11 protein-coding genes are annotated in these 16,472 nt (G+C 61.8%); 6 read left to right on the top strand and 5 right to left on the bottom strand.

The window, feature by feature from the left end; all coding sequences use genetic code 11:
• Positions 1 to 142 precede the first annotated feature (142 nt).
• A complete protein-coding gene (locus tag FAA86_RS06520) occupies positions 143 to 4,930 on the top strand; it encodes an NAD-glutamate dehydrogenase (RefSeq protein ID WP_136539158.1) in 4,788 nt (1,595 codons plus the stop codon).
• A gap of 53 nt (positions 4,931 to 4,983) precedes the next feature.
• Positions 4,984 to 6,348: an MFS transporter gene (locus tag FAA86_RS06515; RefSeq protein ID WP_136539690.1), complete on the top strand. Its 1,365-nt coding sequence runs from the start codon at positions 4,984 to 4,986 to the stop codon at positions 6,346 to 6,348.
• 61 nt (positions 6,349 to 6,409) lie between these two features.
• On the opposite strand, the gene purH is transcribed toward FAA86_RS06515, so the two are convergent.
• The 4 genes from purH to htpX all read right to left on the bottom strand — a co-directional run bounded on the left by purH (position 6,410) and on the right by htpX (position 12,332).
• Positions 6,410 to 8,026, bottom strand: coding sequence for a bifunctional phosphoribosylaminoimidazolecarboxamide formyltransferase/IMP cyclohydrolase (purH, locus tag FAA86_RS06510; protein WP_136539156.1), 1,617 nt, complete (start codon positions 8,024 to 8,026; stop codon positions 6,410 to 6,412).
• A 100-nt stretch (positions 8,027 to 8,126) separates the two neighbouring features.
• Positions 8,127 to 9,803 carry a heparinase II/III family protein gene (locus FAA86_RS06505; protein ID WP_136539154.1) on the bottom strand — a complete coding sequence of 559 codons (1,677 nt, stop codon included), beginning with the start codon at positions 9,801 to 9,803 and terminating at the stop codon, positions 8,127 to 8,129.
• Positions 9,804 to 9,993: 190 nt separating this feature from the next.
• The gene (locus tag FAA86_RS06500) at positions 9,994 to 11,379 is read right to left on the bottom strand and encodes an RsmB/NOP family class I SAM-dependent RNA methyltransferase (protein WP_136539152.1); all 1,386 of its coding nucleotides are present in this window, start codon (positions 11,377 to 11,379) and stop codon (positions 9,994 to 9,996) included.
• On the bottom strand, positions 11,370 to 12,332 hold the full coding sequence (htpX, locus tag FAA86_RS06495; protein WP_136539150.1) for a zinc metalloprotease HtpX: 963 nt from the start codon (positions 12,330 to 12,332) through the stop codon (positions 11,370 to 11,372). Before htpX ends, FAA86_RS06500 begins: the two co-directional genes overlap by 10 nt.
• 124 nt (positions 12,333 to 12,456) lie before the next feature.
• On the opposite strand from htpX, the gene FAA86_RS06490 reads away from it, so the two are divergent.
• Genes FAA86_RS06490 through FAA86_RS06480 form a run of 3 tightly spaced genes read left to right on the top strand, consistent with a single transcriptional unit; the run spans position 12,457 to position 13,476 of the window.
• On the top strand, positions 12,457 to 12,663 hold the full coding sequence (locus FAA86_RS06490) for a DUF1674 domain-containing protein (RefSeq protein ID WP_113459112.1): 207 nt from the start codon (positions 12,457 to 12,459) through the stop codon (positions 12,661 to 12,663).
• A 49-nt stretch (positions 12,664 to 12,712) separates the two neighbouring features.
• The gene (locus FAA86_RS06485; RefSeq protein WP_136539148.1) at positions 12,713 to 13,162 is read left to right on the top strand and encodes a thermonuclease family protein; all 450 of its coding nucleotides are present in this window, start codon (positions 12,713 to 12,715) and stop codon (positions 13,160 to 13,162) included.
• Between the two features lie 35 nt (positions 13,163 to 13,197).
• Positions 13,198 to 13,476 (top strand): excalibur calcium-binding domain-containing protein, encoded by a 279-nt coding sequence (locus FAA86_RS06480; RefSeq protein WP_310242534.1) that lies wholly within the window; start codon positions 13,198 to 13,200, stop codon positions 13,474 to 13,476.
• A gap of 42 nt (positions 13,477 to 13,518) precedes the next feature.
• Here the strand turns inward: FAA86_RS06480 and acs are convergent, their stop codons facing one another.
• On the bottom strand, positions 13,519 to 15,471 hold the full coding sequence (gene acs / locus FAA86_RS06475; protein WP_113459114.1) for an acetate--CoA ligase: 1,953 nt from the start codon (positions 15,469 to 15,471) through the stop codon (positions 13,519 to 13,521).
• 233 nt (positions 15,472 to 15,704) lie between these two features.
• Between acs and FAA86_RS06470 the strand changes: the two genes are divergently transcribed.
• Positions 15,705 to 16,406 carry a DUF1013 domain-containing protein gene (locus FAA86_RS06470; protein WP_113459115.1) on the top strand — a complete coding sequence of 234 codons (702 nt, stop codon included), beginning with the start codon at positions 15,705 to 15,707 and terminating at the stop codon, positions 16,404 to 16,406.
• Positions 16,407 to 16,472 lie beyond the last annotated feature (66 nt).

Here is a 16,472-nt window from a genome sequence, read left to right as displayed (position 1 = left end):
CCATATTGGATGAAAATTTCCCGATTTTTATGAATTTCGCCGCATATTTTTGCCTGATTTTTTCCTTCATCTGCCTCATACATACTTTTGCAAGTGATTTGCGGGAACAATAGGCCAAACAGTGCGAGCTTCGGAGGGGTCAATGGGCAAGACTGGGATGACAAAGCGCGAGGAGCTTCTGAATAGGGCAGAGGAGGAGGCGCGCAAACTCGGTCATGCCTATATCCCGCCGAAGGTGATCTTCAGCAGAGCCAGCAACGACGACATCGATCGTTATGACGACGCCATGTTGGCTCGTTCGTCGGTGCGCGCCGCAGCCGACATTGCCGGCTGGAACCGCCAGACACCGCATATCCGGATCGAAACGATCGACGGGGTCAACCCGGGCGGTATCCCCGTGAGCGTCCTCTCCATCGTCGATCACAACAAGTCCTTCCTCTATGACAGCCTCATGGGCGAAGTCACCAGCCACTACCGCGACATCTATATGGCGGTGCATCCGATCCTCGCTGTAACGCCCGGCGGTGAGGTCGTCCTCTCCAATCCGGATTCCGATCCGGAAGGCGCGATCAAGGTGAGCTATATCCAGCTTCATCTCGCGCCGCTCAGCGACGAACAGGCAAACGAGCTCATCGAGCGGCTTCAGCACGTGCTCGCTCAGGTGAAATTGGCGGCCAATGACTGGAAGCCGATGCTGAACCTTCTGGAGACGGCGCTTTCGGAACTGCGCGATCTCTCCGCAGGTCGAAGCGAAGCAGAGCGCGACGAGGCGGTCGCCTTCCTGGAATGGCTGCGGAACAACAATTTCACCTTCCTCGGCATGCGCGAATATGTCTATTCCGGCGAAGGCGAGAATGCGACCGTCGAGCGTGGCAAAGGCAGCGGCCTCGGCATCCTGTCCAATCCGGACGTGCTTGTTCTCCGCCAGGGCCAGAACCAGGTCACGACCACGCCGGAAATCCTTGCCTTCCTGCAGGGACCGGACTTCCTGATCGTCACCAAGGCCAATGTGAAGTCGGTGGTGCACCGCCGCGCCTACATGGACTATGTCGGTATCAAGCGCTTTGGCCCGAACGGCAAAGTCGTCGGCGAATTGCGCATCGTCGGCCTCTTTACCGCCACTGCCTATACCCGTTCCGTCAACCAGATCCCGCTGCTGCGCGCCAAGGTCGAGAAGGTCGTCTCCCACTTCGATTTCGACCCCCGCAGCCATTCGGGCCGCATGCTGCAGAACACGCTCGAAAATTATCCGCGCGATGATCTTTTCCAGATCGCACCGGACCTGCTCGCCAAGTTCTGCGAACAGATCAACGACCTCTCCGAGCGTCCTCGCGTTCGCGTCCTGCCGCGCATCGACCATTTCGACCGCTTCGTCTCGCTGATCGTCTACGTGCCGCGCGAAGACTACAATTCCATGGTCCGCGAGAAGATCGGCCTCTACTTCCAGTCCGTCTACAAGGGTCATGTCTCGGCCTTCTATCCGGCCTTCCCGGAGGGTGGTGTCGCCCGCGTTCACATCATCATCGGCCGGCGCGAGGGCGCGACGCCCGACATTCCCCAGGCGACGCTCGAAGAAGCGGTTCGCCAGATCACGGCGCGCTGGACGGACCGCTTCGCGGCACTCGCGGGCGTCGGAGCGCCAACACTCGACGTAGGTCAGGCATTCCAGGAGGCCTTCACGCCGGAAGAGGCGGTCAGCGACCTCAAGCACATCAAGGCCTGCCTTGCCGGTGCGCCCCTGTCGCTAGAGTTCCACGAGGTGGTGAGTGACCACGGGCCCCTGCTTTATCTGAAGATCTTCCACGCCGGCGACCATCTCCCCCTCTCCCGCCGCGTGCCTCTGCTCGAAAACCTCGGCTTCCGCGTCATCAGCGAGCGGACATTCGACATCGAGCTTGGCAGTGACGGACAGTCGCAGAAATCTGTCGTCCTGCACGACATGGAACTGCAGGTGCCCGAGGGTGTGAGCTTCGACATGAAGCAGCACGGTGCGCTGATCGAGGAAGCCTTCCTCGACTCCTTCACCGGTGCAGTCGACAATGACGCCTTCAACCGCCTCATTCTCGGCGCAGGCATCGATGCGCGGGAAGCATCCGTGTTGCGCGCCTATGCCGCCTATCTGCGCCAGGCGGGTGCGGTCTATTCGCTGACCTACATGGCCGAAACGCTGGCAAAGCATCCGGCCATCGCAGCAGATCTCGTTCACCTGTTCCGCAACAGCTTCGACCCCTCGCTTTCCGACAAGACCCGCAAGGGCCGCCAGACGGAGCTTCTGGAAGCGCTCGAAGGCAAGCTGACCGACGTCAAGAGCCTTGACGAGGATCGGATCCTGCGCCGCTACATCAACGGGATCGAAGCGACGCTGCGCACCAACTTCTTCCAGAAGGGCTATCGTGAGAGCGAACGCCCGATGCTCGCCTTCAAGTTCGATCCGCACAAGCTGGAAGGTCTCCCCGAACCGCGACCCTTCCGCGAAATCTTCGTCTATGGCGTCGAAGTCGAAGGCGTTCATCTGCGCTTTGGAAAGGTGGCCCGCGGCGGCCTTCGCTGGTCGGACCGCGCCCAGGACTACCGCACGGAAGTGCTGGGCCTCGTGAAGGCACAGCAGGTCAAGAACGCGGTGATCGTGCCGGTTGGCGCGAAAGGTGGCTTCTTCCCGAAGCAGCTGCCGCCCGCAACCAACCGCGAAGCCTGGTTTGCCGCCGGCACCGAAGCCTACAAGACCTATATCCGGACCCTGCTCTCGATCACCGACAACATCGTAGCCGGAGAGGTCGTGCCCCCCGCGGATACGCTGCGCCCGGATGGCGATGATCCCTATTTCGTTGTTGCCGCCGACAAGGGCACCGCAACCTTCTCAGACACGGCAAACGGCCTCGCCCAGGAAGCCGGTTTCTGGCTGGACGACGCTTTTGCCTCCGGTGGTTCGGCTGGTTACGACCACAAGAAGATGGGCATCACCGCCCGCGGCGCCTGGGAAACGGTCAAGCGCCATTTCCGCGAGATCGATACCGACATCCAGACCACGCCCTTCACCGTTGCGGGCGTCGGCGACATGTCCGGCGACGTCTTCGGCAACGGCATGCTGCTGTCTGAAAAGATCAGGCTAATCGCCGCCTTCGATCACCGTGACATCTTCATCGATCCCAATCCGGATCCGGCCATCTCCTTTGCCGAGCGCAAGCGCATGTTCAACCTGCCGCGCTCCAGCTGGCAGGACTACGACCGCTCGACGCTCTCGCCTGGCGCGATGATCATTTCGCGTGCCGACAAGTCCGTGAAACTGACGCCGGAAGCTGCGGCCGCAATCGGTCTGGAAACGACGACCGCCACACCCATGGACATCATGACGGCGATCCTGAAGGCGCCCGTCGATCTGCTCTGGTTCGGGGGTATCGGGACCTATATCAAGGCCGCCACCGAGACCGATGCCGAAGTGGGCGACCGCGCCAACGACGCCATCCGCGTCAATGCCACGGATGTCCGTGCCAAGGTGATCGGCGAGGGCGCCAATCTCGGCGTCACACAAAAGGGCCGCATCGCCTATGCCCTGAACGGTGGCCGATGCAATTCCGATGCGATCGACAATTCGGCCGGCGTCAACTCCTCCGACGTCGAGGTGAACATCAAGATCGCCTTGAGCCCCGCCATGCAGGAAGGACGCCTTCCCCGCGAGAAGCGCAACGTGCTGCTGGCACAGATGACGGAGGAGGTGGCGGACCTCGTCCTGCGCAACAACTATCTCCAGTCGCTCGCCATCTCCCTGACCGAGGCCAAGGGGCCTGGAAACCGGGAGCCGCTCAGCCGCTTGATGGATTACCTGGAGGGCATGGGGCGCCTGAACCGCAAGGTTGAGACCCTGCCGGATTCAGCCGCCGTTGCGGAACGCTATGTCTCCGGCAAGGCCCTGAGCCGGCCCGAAATCGGTGTTCTTCTCTCCTACGCCAAGATCGTGCTCTTCGATCAACTGGTCGAGTCCGATCTGCCGGACGATCCCTATTGCGAAACGACGCTGTTCAACTACTTCCCGGCTGCCATGCGCGAGGCCTATGCCGCAGAGATTGCCGGTCATCGTCTTCGCCGCGAGATTATCGCAACCGTTCTCGCCAACCATGCCATCAACCGCGGTGGCCCCGGTTTCGTGGTTTCGGTCTGCGACGCCACGGGCGGCACGCCGGCCGGAGTGGTGAAAGCGGCTCTGGTGACCCGGGATGCGCTCGGGCTTTCCGCGCTCTGGGAAAAGATCGACGCCCTGGATGCGAAGATCCCCGGTCAGACACAGAATCGGCTCTACGCGATCGTCGAGGACGTCTACACGGCAATGACGCGGCTGCTGATCGACACCGGCTATGCCAAGGGATCGGTCGGCGATGCGGTTTCCCAGCTGAAGGCAGCTGTTGCCGCGGCAGCGCCCGTCTTCAAGAAGGCGATCCCCGCCACGCTGCGACAGCATTTCGACGATCAGATCGCAGCCCTGACCGAGGCCGGTGCACCGCTGGCTCTGGCAACCGAAGTGGTCAACCTGCAGACCATGCAGCTCTTGCCGGAAATCCTGCAGATCGCCGAACGCACGGGCGCCGACTTTGCCGGCGCCATGCGCGGGTTCTTCGCCGTGTCGGAAGCCTTCCGCATCGGCCGCATCGTTGAAAATGCAAGCCGGATCCAGGCGACAGACCACTATGACAGCCTTGCGCTCACCCGCAGCCTGGATCGCATCGGACAGGCGCGCAGACAGATTGTCTGCGCCGCGCTGACGAGCCATGGCAAGGACGCACAGCCCGTCCAGGCCTGGATTGCAACGGACAGGACGCGTGTGGAACGCATCGGCAAGGAATTGGCCTCGATCGTCGACAGCGGAGAGCCGAGCATCTCCAAGCTCGCCGTGGCAGCGGGGCTTCTGGGTGATCTTGCGCAAGACCACGTGAGGTGACACTGTCCCGGGCCTGAAAGCCTGTGGGGGTGCGCGTGACGACAAGTGTAGACATGAAATCCAGCCATCGTCCCATCGACAGGGGTGTCGGTGGCTGGATGTTCTTCGATTGGGCCGCACAGCCGTTTTTTACGGTCGTGACGACCTTCATCTTCGGTCCCTATTTCGTCTCGCGCATGACCGATGACGCTGTCAGCGCCCAGACCGCCTGGAGCAATGCGGCGACGATCTCGGGCGTCATCATCGCCATCCTCGCACCGATCCTCGGCTCGATCGCTGATGAATCTGGTGCCCGCAAGCCCTGGATTGCCTTCTTTGCGCTGATCAAGATCGTCTGCCTGGCGCTGCTCTGGACGGCCGCTCCCGGTTCGCCGGTCGCCTTCGTCATGCTGCTGATGATCCTCGCGAGCATCGCGGCCGAGTTTTCCATCGTCTTCAACGATTCCATGATGCCCCGCCTGGTCAGCCAGCAGGATGTCGGCCGTGTCTCCAACATCGCCTGGGGACTGGGCTATCTGGGCGGCATGATCGTGCTGATCTTCGTCGTCCTGTTCCTCGCCGGGAACCCGACGACCGGCAAGACGCTGATCGGCATGGACCCGCTTTTCGGCCTGGATCCGGCAACCGGGGAAGATGCGCGCATCACCGGTCCGATCTCGGCCGTCTGGTACTTCATCTTCATCCTGCCGATGTTCCTCTTCACCCCCGATGCGGCGAAGGGCAAGGCGCTCGGTGCTGCCGTGCGCTCCGGGTTGCGAGAGATCCGCTCGACGCTTAGCGAACTGCGTCACCGCACGAACATCCTGCGCTTCCTGATTGCCCGGATGATCTATCAGGATGGCGTGAACGGACTTCTGGTCCTCGGCGGTGTCTTCGCGGCCGCGATGTTCGGCTGGTCGACCATGGAGATCGGGATCTACGGGATCATCCTGAACGTCGTCGCCATCTTCGGCTGCCTTGTAGCGGGCCGTGTGGACAAGGCGCTGGGCTCCAAGGTTGTCGTCGTCATCAGCCTCGTCATGCTGATCACCGCAACCTTCGGCATCATTTCCACCGGCGTCGACTTTACCCTGTTCGGGCTGGTGAGCCTGCCGATTGCCGGAACCGATGGCATCTTCGCCACGCCGGCAGAGAAGGCCTACATTCTCTACGGTCTGCTGATCGGCATGTCCTTTGGCCCGGTCCAGGCTTCGTCCCGCTCCTATCTTGCACGCAGCGTCGAACTGCACGAGGCGGGCCGCTATTTCGGCATCTACTCGCTCTCGGGGCGCGCCACCAGCTTCCTCGCAACGCTGAGCTTCTCGGTGGTCACGGCCTGGTCGGGCTCCGCCCGCGCCGGCATGGCGACCCTGCTCGTCTTCCTCATCGGCGGACTGGCACTGCTGTGGTCTACGCGCTACCCGGCAACGGACCGCTGATCACGGAAAAGAGCCGGCGGATTTCTCCACCGGCCCCTCTCGGAAATGAACGGATATCCGCTCAGTGGCGGAAGTGGCGGATGCCGGTGAAGACCATGGCGACGCCATGCGCATCGGCAGCCGCGATGACCTCATCGTCACGCATCGAACCGCCCGGCTGGATGACGGCGGTTGCGCCAGCGGCGATTGCGGCCAGGAGACCATCGGCGAAGGGATAGAAAGCTTCCGACGCAACCGCAGAACCCTTGGTCAGCGGTTCGGCAAGGCCAAGCGCCTTGGCCGCATCTTCAGCCTTCAGCGCGGCAATGCGGGCGGAATCCACGCGGCTCATCTGGCCGGCGCCGATACCGGCCGTCTGGCCGTCCTTGGCATAGATCACCGCATTCGACTTGACGTGCTTGGCGATCTTGAAGGCGAACTTCATATCTTCGAGCTCGGTCGCCGTCGGGGCGCGCTTGGTGACAACCTTGAGCTCGAGATCCTCGACCATGACATTGTCGCGGCTCTGAACCAGCAGACCGCCCGAAACAGTCTTTGCCATGACGCCACGGGCCCGCGGATCGGGCAGGGCGCCCGTGGTCAGCAGGCGCAGGTTCGGCTTGGCCGCGATAATCGCCTTGGCTTCGTCGGTTACCTCAGGCGCAATGATCACTTCCGTGAAGAGCTTGACGATTTCCTGGGCGGTTTCGGCGTCGAGGATCTGGTTGAGCGCAATGATGCCGCCGAAGGCCGAGGTGCTGTCACAGGCCAGTGCCCGCTGATAGGCTTCGACGAGGCTCGATCCGGTGGCCACGCCGCAAGGATTGGCATGCTTGATGATCGCGCAGGCCGGACCGTTTTCCGGCGGAAACTCGGCCACGAGCTCGAAGGCGGCATCCGTGTCGTTGATGTTGTTGTAGGAGAGCTGCTTGCCCTGGAGGAGGGTTGCCGTCGCGACACCGGGACGATTGTCGCCGGTGACGTAGAAGCCGGCGCTCTGATGCGGGTTTTCGCCGTAGCGCATCTTTTCCTTCAGCACGCCGCCGATCGCGCGATAGGTCGGCATCTCGATCTCGAGAGCCTCCGCAAACCAGTTGGAAATGGCCGCATCATAAGCGGCCGTGCGGGCATAGGCCTTGGCCGCCAGGCGCTGGCGGAGCGCATAGGTCGTCTGGCCGTCATTGTCGGCGAGGGCGGCAATGACTTCCGCGTAATCGGCCGCATCCGTGACCACCGTGACATAGGCATGGTTCTTGGCCGAGGCGCGGATCATCGCAGGACCGCCGATATCGATGTTTTCGACGGTGGTCGGATAGTCGCCACCGGCGGCGCGCACCTGTTCGAAGGGGTAGAGATTGATGACAGAGAGGTCGATTGCCTCGATGCCGTGAGCCTTCATCGCCTCGACATGCTCTGCATCATCACGGATCGCCAACAGACCGCCGTGCACCAGGGGATGCAGCGTCTTCACGCGTCCATCCATGATCTCCGGGAAGCCGGTAATCTCCGACACGTCGGTGACCGGCAGTCCGGCCGCGGCAAGCGCCTTGTGGGTACCGCCGGTCGACAGCAGACGCACACCGCGCTGATGGAGCGCCTGCGCAAACTCGACGATGCCGGTCTTGTCGGACACCGAAAGAAGCGCGGTACGCACGCGCACGAGGTCGGGGGCAGGGATCTTCTTGGAAACGACGGCCATGGTTCACTCCGAGCTGGCGGGCGCCCGGAAAAGCGGCAGCGGGCGCGATGCCGCCGCCTAGCACAGCTTCACCCGTGATGAAACCGCAAGATCGCCGCGATCACGCGTGATGCGCCAGAAACCACCGGATTTCCGGCCCTTCGAACACGATCTCCAACTGTTGCGAGGGTCCGATACCCGAGACATCGGCAAAGAAGACATCTTCACCGATGCTGATCTCCCCGACCGGAATGGAGAAGGTCCAGCTTTCGCCATCCGGCGCGACGAGGCGCACCTTGCGTTCGTCGGACCGCTCGACCGTGATCGAGGGGTGAATATGGAAGCGCGCGATAACCTCGGCGGAAGGCAGATCCGGCGTCGGCAGGCCGTCAGGCAGAAGCAGGCGATCGCGGCCCGCGATCTTCGTCCCCTGCTCGTTGATCCGGATCTCCCGCTCATGGATGACGCCGAAGCGTTTCACATAGCCATCATGCCGCGCCGACAGACGATCGCTGCCATCGGGACCCGTCTGACGGTCGACATGGATCTGCGACGGACCGGAGACCATGATCGGCCCGAGCCGCGGGGAGTTGGCGATACGGGCAGAAGAGACATCGCCAATGCAAACGGTCGTGTGGGCAGCCGTAGTTCGCGCCAGTTGCCGGAGCCGCTCGCCGGCGAAGCGGGGCGAGCCGCTGTTGACGATGAAACGGTTTCGCCCGGATGACAACTCGAAAGACAGGCAGCCGGCATGCGCGGCAGCCGAGAGGCGCGCGGAAAGCGGCTTGCCCGTATCGACGAGGATCACGGTGTCGCCGGCGGACAACCGATGGAAGCCGCCATGCGGCAAGGCCTTGAAGGGAAGCCCGGATGTCTCATCATAGCGCAACACGCTCATGAGATCGGTCGCGAGCGCCGAACTCGAGCCATTGAACAGGCCGATGTCGCCACTGGTGTGACGGAAGAAGCGGACGGCCGGGAAGATCCGGTCGATCACCGGGATCAGCCTGGGTGGCACCGCGTGACCAAGGTTGATGTAGCTCTGGCGCAGCGGCAGAAGATCGAAGAGCAGATCGACAGAGGCCTGCGGATTGCGGGAGATGTGGCTGCCATCCGGCAGGACTTGCCGTTCGAGCTCGCTGTCGAGAAGACGCCCGGCGCGGCGAACGGCCGCCGGACGCGCTTCCGTCGCGATCGAGGCCATGGCAATGGCGATCCGCGCCTTCAGCCGCGGCAGACCCTCGGGGAGCGAATCCACCCGCCGCTGGAGGTAGCGCACTTGCTGGCTCAGCGATGTCGTGAAGCGGCGATAGAAGCCGGCATCGGCGTCCTGCAGCACGACCGGCGAATGGGAGAGCCAGCTGATGATGCGGCGTGAGACGACATCGCTTTCCCAGGCGACACCGCGTGCCCTGCCACCGTGAAGACCGATCCACTGATCCGTGATCCAGCGGGCATGATTGCAGGCGATGACGCTCTTGTCGGCACGCATATGCCGCAACCAGCCGAAGCCATGCAGGCGCCGGGCAAACTGCAGGGATGGAAGCTCGAGCTCGAACGGCGATTGGCCGTCTGCATCGAGGATGCGGCCGGCTAGCGGAAAACGGCCATTCAGGATTTCGTCTGCCACGAAGGCGTCGACTGCGCGCAGATCCGTCGGCGCGACGATGACGCGATTGATCCTGAACCCGCCACGCTGAACGAAGGCCGGCGTCAACACTGCAGCCGTCTGCCGCACCTGCCGCCAACCTTCGGCGATGTGAAGCGAAATCAGTCGGGCGCGATCATTGATTCGCATACTGCTTCCTGTCACCGGATCCTGATGATCCGGTCATTTCGATTGTCGGGCCGTCACTGTCCGAAGAAATGAAGCATTCTCGGACCAGATATTCCGACGCGAAACTCTATGTCATAGCGTCATGCCGCGGACATGCGGAGCGAACCGCACCGTCCACGCAGACTTCCCAACAGGTTTATTGAGATATTAGTTAAATTTTAGCAATGACCGCCGCGTAGAAGCCGTCGAGGCCACCTTGTTTCGCCAGCATGGCCGGTGTCGTGCGGAATTCACCGCGCGGCGTGATCGCCGTTTCCAGCCCAGGCCAGTCCGACGGGTTGATCGCGACGAGGCGCAATCCGGGCATATCTGCCAACACGCGGTCTACGACGTCCTCACCTTCGGAAGGATCGATCGAGCAATTCGAGAAGACGAGCCGGCCGCCTGGCTTCAGCAGACTGACCGCATGGCGCAGGAGCTTTTCCTGGAGCGCGGCAAGCTTGGCGATGTCTCCGGCATCCTTCGTCCAGAGCACATCCGGATGACGCCGGGTCGTGCCGGTCGACGAGCAGGGGGCATCGAGCAGGATGGCGTCGAAACTCTCGGCCTCATCGATGTTGAGCAGGTCCTTGCAGAGCATGTCGGCCGGAAGCCCCAGGCGCGCCAGATTGCTCTCCAGCCGCTTGAGCCGTGTCTTCGATTGTTCGACGGCGAGCACGTCTCCGCCGGCCAGCACGAGCTGCGCGGTCTTGCCCCCCGGGGCAGCGCAGAGATCGGCAACCCGCTTGCCTGTGAGGTCGCCGAACAGTTTGGCCGGAATGGCAGCGGCAGCATCCTGCACCCACCAGGCACCGTCATCGAAGCCTTCAAGCGCGGTGACCGAGCCACGGAACCGATCGAGCCGAACGCTGCCGGTCGGCAGCACCTGGCCACCCAGACGCTCCGCCCAACCTTCAGCATCGGCCTTCACGGTCAGATCGATCGTCGGCGGCTCCAGCTGTGACGCAGCGATGGCAAGAGCGTTCTCTCGACCATAGACTTCGGTCAAACGCTGCATGAACCAGTCCGGCATGCAGGGAAGATCCTCGACGGACGACAGCAAGTCGGCCTTCTCACGGCCGATCCGGCGCAGGATGGCATTGACCAGCTTGGCAAAACGGCGGCTGCGGGGATCGCCATTGGCCTGCTCGACGGCCAGGTCGACTGCGGAATGATCAGGAACATCCAGATAGAGCATCTGCGCGGCAGCGACGACCAACAGGTGGTGGAGAGATCGCGCACCGTCCGGCAGCGGATTGTCGAGGAGGCTGCCGATGATCGCTTCGATCCTCGGCAGATGACGCAGCGCGCTCTGCAGGATGGCCTTGACGAGACCGCGATCGGCTTCGTTCAGCGGAAGGAAGGCAGGATTGCCGTGTTCCGGATCCAGCATCCCGTCCAGAGACGTCTTGCGATCGACCACCGCTGCGAGAATGCGCGTTGCAGCGATACGGGCCTCAAGGCCCGGCTTCATGGGCGGGCGAGGCCGTTCGCCATGCTTCTTTTGTCCGGCTTGCTTGTTTTTCGGTTTGCCCGTCGATCGATCGCTCAAGACCATGGTCCTTTGGGTGGTTCGGCTTTGCCGCGCCCCCAACCGGTGGTCGGAACGGAACGCGCCGTGCGCGTTGCCTTAACAGCGGGCTCCGGCGGCGTCGATCCCCCAGAGCGGATATCCGTCATCGCCAGCAGCGCCTCGATCCGGTTCTTCGTGTTCGGATGGGTGGAGAAGAGGTTGTCCATCCGCTGGCCATTGAGAGGATTGATAATGAACATATGCGCTGTCGCGGGATTGCGCTCGGCATCGACATTATCGATATGCGCCGCATCGCCGGCGATCTTCTGGAGCGCGGAGGCGAGCCAGCGGGGCTGACCGCAGATCTCTGCACCACGGCGGTCGGCTGCATATTCCCGTGTGCGGCTGATAGCCATCTGAACCAGCATGGCGGCAAGGGGCGCAACGATCATCGCCACGAGAACGCCGATGAACCCGAAGGGATTGTTGCGGTCGTCCCGGCCACTGGAGAAGAGAAAGGCAAAATTCGACAGCATCGAGATCGCACCGGCGAGCGTCGCCGTAATCGTCATCGTCAGCGTGTCGCGATTTTCGATATGCGCGAGTTCATGCGCCATGACACCCGCAACCTCTTCAGGCGTGAGCCGCTGCAACAGCCCGGTCGACGCGGCAACGGCGGCATTCTGAGGATTGCGACCGGTCGCAAAGGCATTCGGCTGCGGGCTGTCGAAGACATAGACCTTCGGCATCGGCAGGTTTGCATTGCGCGCGAGATCGCGCACCATAATGTAGAATTCGGGAGCTGTCCGCTCGTCGACCTCCTGGGCGCGATAGGCCCGGAGCACCATCTTGTCCGAGTTCCAGTAGGAAAAGAAGTTCATGCCGGCGGCAATGACGAAGGCAATCATCATCCCGCCGCGGCCGCCGATGAGGAAGCCGACGCCCATGAACAGGGCGGTCATGAAGGCGAGCAGCATGGCAGTCCGCATGGTATTCATGTCGAGCTCCTCCGGAAGCATCCGTTCGGCAAATTCCTTGCCGTTTTCGACTGTTGATTTAAAAAGCGCGCACCCCAATTTCAATGTTTGCGCATGAAATGCCGTCTCAGCAAAGGACGATGTGATGTCAGAAGATCGTGAAGCCGAAACCGGCGTGGAAGAACAGCCACGTGAACTGAGCCCGGCTGCGAAACGGGCACTCGCCGAAGCCGAGGAGCGCCGCCGCAAGGAAGCAGCCCCTGACATGCCGCCGGAGATCGGCGGACGCGGTGGAGCGGATCCGGCACGGTTTGGCGATTGGGAGATCAAGGGACGGGCAATCGATTTCTGAGGAATGATTCCCCATTGATTGGCCGCTTATATCGGAATATGTTCCTATCATGTTCCGAACCCCTGTCGCCACTGTGATGATATTCCTCTCGGCCGTCCCGACGGGTGCCGGCAGCCGGATGATCGACGGCCCTGTTGCCGCAGAGGTGGTCAGAGTCATTGACGGGGACACCATCCTTGTCGAAGCCATGCCCTGGCCCGACCACAAGATGAACACCTATGTGCGCCTGCGCGGCATCGATGCGCCTGAGCTTCGATCCAAATGCCCGGCGTTCCGGAAGGCGGCTCAAGTTGCAAAGAGCGAGCTGGCAAGCCTGATCGGGAACGAGCGACTGGTGCAGCTGACCGCAATCTCCGGCGACAAGTATTTCGGTCGTGTGGTTGCCGATCTTACCCTGCCAGACGGTACGCGACCGGCGGATCGCCTCTTGGAGGTGGGCTTGGCTGAGCGATACGCGGGAAAGCAGAAGATCAGACGAGCTTGCCCTGGCAGATTGTAGGGCGTTTGTAGACAGCTGCAGGCAGATGCGGCTTGATGCTACGCATGTTGATTCGTCAGATGTCTATATCCCGCTGGTCATGTTCGCTTATTCTGCTTCTTTTCGCACAGGCAGAACCCCTCGCGCATGCACAGACGACTGCATTCGAAGTGGCAGCGCGATCCTGCAAGCAAGTGTCGAGTTGTGAAGAAGCTGTTATCCTGTGGTGCAGTGGATACCGTCGCGCCGATGGAGATAACGACGGCATACCGTGTGAGAACGTCTGCTCGACAGTAGATCAGGTCAACGAAATCCGACGCGTGATCGGATGTTGAGGAAGCCGGGAGCTTTAGGAAGCTCCCGGCGCTCTGTTTGTATCAGGCGCTCTTGTTCTGACGATTAGCGATCAGATCATCCACGACAGCCGGATCGGCGAGCGTCGAGGTATCGCCGAGCGCGCCGAAATCATCCTCGGCGATCTTGCGCAGGATACGGCGCATGATCTTGCCGGAACGCGTCTTCGGCAGGCCGGGCGCGAACTGGATCTTGTCCGGTGTGGCGATCGGGCCGATTTCCGTACGCACATGCTTCACCAGGTCCGCCCGCAGCGCGTCATTGCCTTCGTGGCCCGACATCAGGGTGACGTAGCAATAGATGCCTTGGCCCTTGATGTTGTGCGGGTAACCCACGACGGCCGCTTCGGAGACGAGGTGGTGCGAGACGAGCGCCGATTCGACCTCTGCCGTGCCCAGGCGGTGACCGGAGACGTTCAGAACGTCGTCCACGCGACCCGTGATCCAGTAGTAGCCGTCTTCATCGCGCCGGCAGCCGTCACCCGTGAAATACTTGCCCTTGTAGGTGGAGAAGTAGGTCTGCACGAAGCGATCGTGATCGCCGTAGACGGAGCGGGCTTGGCCCGGCCAGCTGTCGGTGATGCAGAGGTTGCCGTCGGTCGCGCCTTCCAGCACTTGACCTTCATTGTCCACCAGCTCCGGCTTGACCCCGAAGAAGGGTCGTGTGGCCGAACCGGGTTTCAGCGCGGTCGCACCCGGCAGCGGCGTGATCATGATGCCGCCAGTTTCCGTCTGCCACCAGGTATCGACGACGGGCGACTTCTGTTCGCCGACGACGTTGTAATACCACTCCCAGGCTTCCGGATTGATCGGTTCGCCCACGGAGCCGAGAAGGCGGAGCGACGAACGGTCCGAGCGCTTCACGAACTCGTCGCCGGCACCCATCAGCGAGCGGATTGCGGTCGGTGCAGTGTAGAAGATGTTGACCTTGTGCTTCTCGATCACCTCCCAGAAGCGGCCCTGATCCGGGAAGGTCGGGATACCCTCGAACATCAGCGTCGTGGCGCAGTTCGAAAGCGGCCCGTAGACGATGTAGGAGTGACCGGTAACCCAGCCCACATCGGCCGTGCACCAGTAGATGTCACCATCGTGATAATCGAAGACATATTCATGCGTCATCGACGCGTAGACCAGATAGCCGCCGGTCGTGTGCATGACGCCCTTCGGCTTGCCCGTCGAACCCGAGGTGTAGAGGATGAACAGCGGATCTTCCGCCTTCATCTTCACCGGCGGGCATTCGGCCTTGACCGTGTGCACTTCCTGATGGTGCCAGATGTCGCGACCCGGTGCCCAGCCGATCTTGCCGCCCGTACGGCGCACGACAAGAACCTTGTTGACGATGACATACTGCTTGGCGGCAATATCGATCGCGATATCGGTGTTTTCCTTCAGCGGAACCGGCTTGCCGCCACGAACACCTTCGTCGCAGGTGATGACGAAGGTCGATTCACAGTCGACGATGCGACCTGCGAGCGCCTCAGGCGAGAAGCCTCCGAAGACGACCGAATGGACCGCGCCGATGCGGGCGCAGGCAAGCATGGCATAAGCCGCTTCCGGGATCATCGGCATGTAGATGGTGACGCGGTCACCCTTCTTCACGCCATGCTTCTTGAGGACGTTCGCCATGCGGCAGACGTGCTCGTAGAGCTCGTTATAGGTGATCTTCTTGTCGATATAGGGGTTGTCGCCTTCCCAGATGATGGCTGTGCGTTCGCCATGCGTCTTCAGGTGACGGTCGATGCAGTTGTAGGAGACGTTGGTCAGGCCGTCCTCGAACCACTTGATCGGGACCTTGCCCTTGAAGGACGTGTTCTTGACCTTCGTATAGGGCTTGAACCAGTCGATCCGCTTGCCGTGCTTGCCCCAGAACTTCTCGGGATCCTCGATGCTCTCCTGATACCACTTCTGGTACTTCTCATCATCGATCAGGGCACGAACTTTTGCCGATTTCAGCACCGGATAGGTTTTGGCTGACATGAACTCCTCCTCATGTTGACGGGCCACTACTGGCGACCAGGACCGTCCTCCCCGGCCTATCGCCGACATACATAGCAGGTGCAACATGGCCAGCAATTAGACAAAGGTCATTCGTGACTTCGCGAATTGCAATTTCGTTACATAATCGCTATAAGGACGCCGAATTCCCGGAAATAGTGGTTTAAACCCACGGCCCGCGACAACCGGCGCGGACCCTCAGAAGGATTGTATCCATGGCCCAGACACTGCTCATGCCGAAGGCGACCGCCGTATGGCTCGTCGACAATACCGCGCTGTCATTCGACCAGATCGCGCAGTTCTGCAAACTGCATCCGCTCGAAGTCAAGGCGATCGCAGACGGCGAAGCAGCACAGGGAATCAAGGGTCTCGACCCCATCGCGACCGGCCAGCTCTCGCGCGACGAAATCGCCCGTGCCGAGAAGGACGTGAACTACAAGCTGAAGATCTCCGAGCCGAAGGTGCGCGTTCCGGATTCCAAGCGCCGCGGCCCGCGTTACACCCCGGTGTCCAAGCGCCAGGACCGTCCCAACGCCATTCTCTGGCTGGTCCGCAACCATCCCGAACTGAAGGATGCGCAGATCTCGCGCCTCGTCGGCACCACCAAGTCGACGATCGAGCAGATCCGCGATCGCACCCACTGGAACTCAGCCAACCTGACGCCGATGGACCCGGTCACGCTCGGCCTCTGCAGCCAGATCGATCTCGATCTCGAAGTCGAAAAGGCATCGAAGGGCCGTCCGCTGCCGACCGCTGCCGAACTCGGCGCAACGCTTCAGTCGGCCAGCGACACCGAAAACCTCGGCTTCGGCTACGATCGCGAGGAAGAGAAGGAAATCGACGCCAACGCCGTCTTCGCGAAGCTGCAGTCGCTCAAGTCGGATCGCCCGACCGACGACGAAGACGATCAGTACTGATCGCGTATCCAACCGACCGAACCCCGGCAGCCCATGGCAGCCGGGGTTTTTTATTGCCTGGACTTC

Origin of the sequence: Rhizobium rosettiformans W3 (genome assembly GCF_004912135.1) — a bacterium.
GTDB classification, from domain to species: Bacteria; Pseudomonadota; Alphaproteobacteria; order Rhizobiales; family Rhizobiaceae; genus Allorhizobium; species Allorhizobium rosettiformans.
This window is presented reverse-complemented; position numbering and strand designations above follow the sequence as displayed.

What these genes read in the sequence shown, in the direction of transcription:
- FAA86_RS06480 (WP_310242534.1), top strand. Translation starts at nt 13,198, where the DNA reads ATGCTACGCATGTTGATTCGTCAGATGTCTATATCCCGCTGGTCATGT.
- FAA86_RS06505 (WP_136539154.1), bottom strand. Translation starts at nt 9,803, where the DNA reads ATGCGAATCAATGATCGCGCCCGACTGATTTCGCTTCACATCGCCGAA.
- FAA86_RS06490 (WP_113459112.1), top strand. Translation starts at nt 12,457, where the DNA reads ATGTCAGAAGATCGTGAAGCCGAAACCGGCGTGGAAGAACAGCCACGT.
- FAA86_RS06500 (WP_136539152.1), bottom strand. Translation starts at nt 11,379, where the DNA reads ATGGTCTTGAGCGATCGATCGACGGGCAAACCGAAAAACAAGCAAGCC.
- htpX (WP_136539150.1), bottom strand. Translation starts at nt 12,332, where the DNA reads ATGAATACCATGCGGACTGCCATGCTGCTCGCCTTCATGACCGCCCTG.
- FAA86_RS06520 (WP_136539158.1), top strand. Translation starts at nt 143, where the DNA reads ATGGGCAAGACTGGGATGACAAAGCGCGAGGAGCTTCTGAATAGGGCA.
- purH (WP_136539156.1), bottom strand. Translation starts at nt 8,026, where the DNA reads ATGGCCGTCGTTTCCAAGAAGATCCCTGCCCCCGACCTCGTGCGCGTG.
- acs (WP_113459114.1), bottom strand. Translation starts at nt 15,471, where the DNA reads ATGTCAGCCAAAACCTATCCGGTGCTGAAATCGGCAAAAGTTCGTGCC.
- FAA86_RS06485 (WP_136539148.1), top strand. Translation starts at nt 12,713, where the DNA reads ATGTTCCGAACCCCTGTCGCCACTGTGATGATATTCCTCTCGGCCGTC.
- FAA86_RS06470 (WP_113459115.1), top strand. Translation starts at nt 15,705, where the DNA reads ATGGCCCAGACACTGCTCATGCCGAAGGCGACCGCCGTATGGCTCGTC.
- FAA86_RS06515 (WP_136539690.1), top strand. Translation starts at nt 4,984, where the DNA reads ATGAAATCCAGCCATCGTCCCATCGACAGGGGTGTCGGTGGCTGGATG.